The sequence below is a fragment of the Mycobacterium sp. NAZ190054 genome, assembly GCF_001545925.1.
Lineage (GTDB): Bacteria > Actinomycetota > Actinomycetes > Mycobacteriales > Mycobacteriaceae > Mycobacterium.
In genome coordinates, this window is sequence record NZ_LMVQ01000377.1 from 1 (window position 1) to 2,684 (window position 2,684).

Consider the following 2,684-nt stretch of genomic DNA (forward strand, 5'->3'; position numbering starts at 1 on the left):
ACAGCGACGAGGCGGTGCGTTCGTCGAACTCCGGCCACGGGTAATGGGTGGACTGCCGACCGACGAGGTCGTCCCAGCACAGCAGCCGCTCGGCGGGTATTCCGGGGACGTCGGGCATGTGGTCGCGATCGTCGTCGACCCGGTGGGTCCGGTTTCCGGGGCGGCCGGAACCGCCAGTGTGCTCGAGTACGACGCCGACGGTTCCGGGGCCGCCGTGCTGGCCGCGCTGGCCCGGTTGGCGGAGGCGGTCGCGGCCGAACTCGTCGCCGACGGGCTGACGATCGTCGGCATCACCGGTTCCTCGGGCAAGACCTCGACCAAGGATCTGATCGCCGCGGTGCTGGCGCCGCTCGGCGAGGTGGTCGCGCCGCCCGGGTCGTTCAACAACGAGCTCGGCCATCCGTGGACGGTGCTGCGGGCCGGCCGCTCGACCGACTATCTGGTGCTGGAGATGTCGGCTCGGCGCCCGGGCAACATCGCCGCGCTGGCCCGCATCGCGCCGCCGTCGATCGCGGTCGTGCTCAACGTCGGTACCGCCCACCTCGGTGAGTTCGGCTCGCGCGATGCCATCGCGGCGACGAAATCCGAACTTCCGCAAGCTGTTCCGGAATCCGGTGTGGTGATCCTCAACGCCGACGATCCCGTCGTGGCCGCGATGGCCGGCAAGACCGCGGCACGCGTCGTGCGGGTGGGCCGGGGTGACGACGCGCGCGACGTACGCGCCGAGCGTGTCACCCTCGATCCGCTGGCCCGGCCCGCCTTCATGCTGCGCACCGGCACCGGGGAGGTGCCCGTCACGCTCGCGGTGCACGGTGACCACCAGGTGTCCAACGCGCTGTGCGCGGCCGCCGTCGCGCTGGAGTGCGGCGCGACGCTGGATCAGGTGGCCACCGCGCTCGCCGCGGCGGGCCCGGTGTCGCGGCACCGGATGCAGGTCAGCACCCGCCCCGACGGTGTGACGGTCATCAACGACGCCTACAACGCCAACCCGGACTCGATGCGCGCCGGCCTCAAGGCGCTGGCATGGATGAGCCGGGGCGGCGCGCCGAACGGCCGCAGCTGGGCGGTGTTGGGGGAGATGGCCGAACTCGGCGACGACGCGATAACCGAACACGACCACATCGGCCGGCTGGCGGTGCGCTTAGATGTCTCTCGACTCATCGTCGTCGGATCCGGGAGGCCTATGAGCGCCATGCTGCACGGGGCGGTCATGGAGGGATCGTGGGGCTCCGAGGCGACCCCCGTCGCCGACGCCGACGCCGCGCTGGAGATTCTGCGGGCCGAGCTGCGGCCCGGCGACGTGGTGCTGGTGAAGGCGTCCAACTCGGCGGGTCTGGGCGCGCTCGCCGACGCGCTGGTCTCCGACGTCCGCGATGGTGACCGATGAGGCAGATACTCATCGCCGTCGCGATCGCGCTGGCGGTGTCGATACTCCTGACCCCGGTGCTGATCCGGCTGTTCACCCGGCAGGGGTTCGGCCACGAGATCCGCGAGGACGGCCCGCCCAGCCACCACAAGAAGCGCGGCACGCCGTCGATGGGCGGCGTCGCGATCGTCGCAGGCATCTGGGCCAGCTACTTCGGCACCCACCTGGTCGGCGTGGTCATGGACGGCAAGGGCCCATCGGCCTCGGGGATGCTGGTACTGGGGCTGGCGACGGCACTGGGGGTGGTCGGATTCCTCGACGACCTGATCAAGATCCGGCGGGCCCGCAACCTCGGGTTGAACAAGACGGCCAAGACCGTCGGCATCCTCATCGCCGCGGTGCTGTTCGGCGTGCTGGCCCTGCAGTTCCGCAACGCCGACGGCCTGACCCCGGGCAGCGCGGAGCTGTCCTACGTCCGCGAGATCGCCACCGTGACACTCGCACCGGCGGTGTTCGTGCTGTTCTGCGTCGTGGTGGTCAGCGCCTGGTCGAACGCGGTGAACTTCACCGACGGGCTCGACGGGCTGGCCGCAGGCGCGATGGCGATGGTGTGCGCGGCCTACGTGCTCATCACGTTCTGGCAGTTCCGCAACGCATGCGCCACCAGCCCGGGGGTCGGGTGCTACAACGTGCGCGATCCGCTGGACTTGGCGATCATCGCCGCGGCCACCGCCGGGGCCTGCATCGGCTTCCTGTGGTGGAACGCCGCGCCGGCGAAGATCTTCATGGGCGACACCGGCTCGCTGGCCCTCGGCGGCGTCATCGCCGGCCTGTCCGTCACCAGCCGCACCGAGATGCTGGCGGTCGTGCTCGGCGCGCTGTTCGTCGCCGAGGTCACCTCGGTGGTCGTGCAGATCCTGGCGTTTCGCACCACCGGGCGCCGGGTGTTCCGGATGGCGCCGTTCCACCACCACTTCGAGTTGGTGGGCTGGGCCGAGACGACCGTGATCATCAGGTTCTGGTTGCTCACCGCCATCGCCTGTGGGCTGGGGGTGGCCCTGTTCTACAGCGAGTGGCTGACCACAGTCGGAGCCTGACATGGAGCCACTGGGGCCCGGCGCGGCCGTCCTGGTCGTCGTCATCACCGTGCTGACACTGTGTTTCGTGCTGTCGGCGGTGTCCGGGGTGGCCCGTGGCATCCAGTGGATGTCCAACATCAACATGGTGTTGGCCGTCCTGCTGGCGATGTTCGTGTTCGTGGTGGGCCCGACGGTGTTCATCCTCAACCTGCTGCCCACCACCCTCGGCAGCTACTTCG

Annotated in this window: 2 protein-coding genes and 1 pseudogene; all 3 read left to right on the forward strand. The window is 70.2% G+C overall.

Going from position 1 to position 2,684, the window contains the following annotated elements:
- The coding region (gene murF / locus ASJ79_RS22075; RefSeq protein ID WP_369803738.1) for a UDP-N-acetylmuramoyl-tripeptide--D-alanyl-D-alanine ligase at window positions 1–1,387 on the forward strand (1,387 nt) is incomplete at its 5' end.
- Entirely contained in the window at window positions 1,384–2,463 is a 1,080-nt protein-coding gene (mraY, locus tag ASJ79_RS22080; RefSeq protein ID WP_067959928.1) for a phospho-N-acetylmuramoyl-pentapeptide-transferase, read from the forward strand. The genes murF and mraY, both read left to right, overlap by 4 nt.
- 31 nt (window positions 2,464–2,494) lie before the next feature.
- Window positions 2,495–2,684, forward strand: a pseudogene (locus tag ASJ79_RS22085) (BCCT family transporter); the annotation flags it as partial.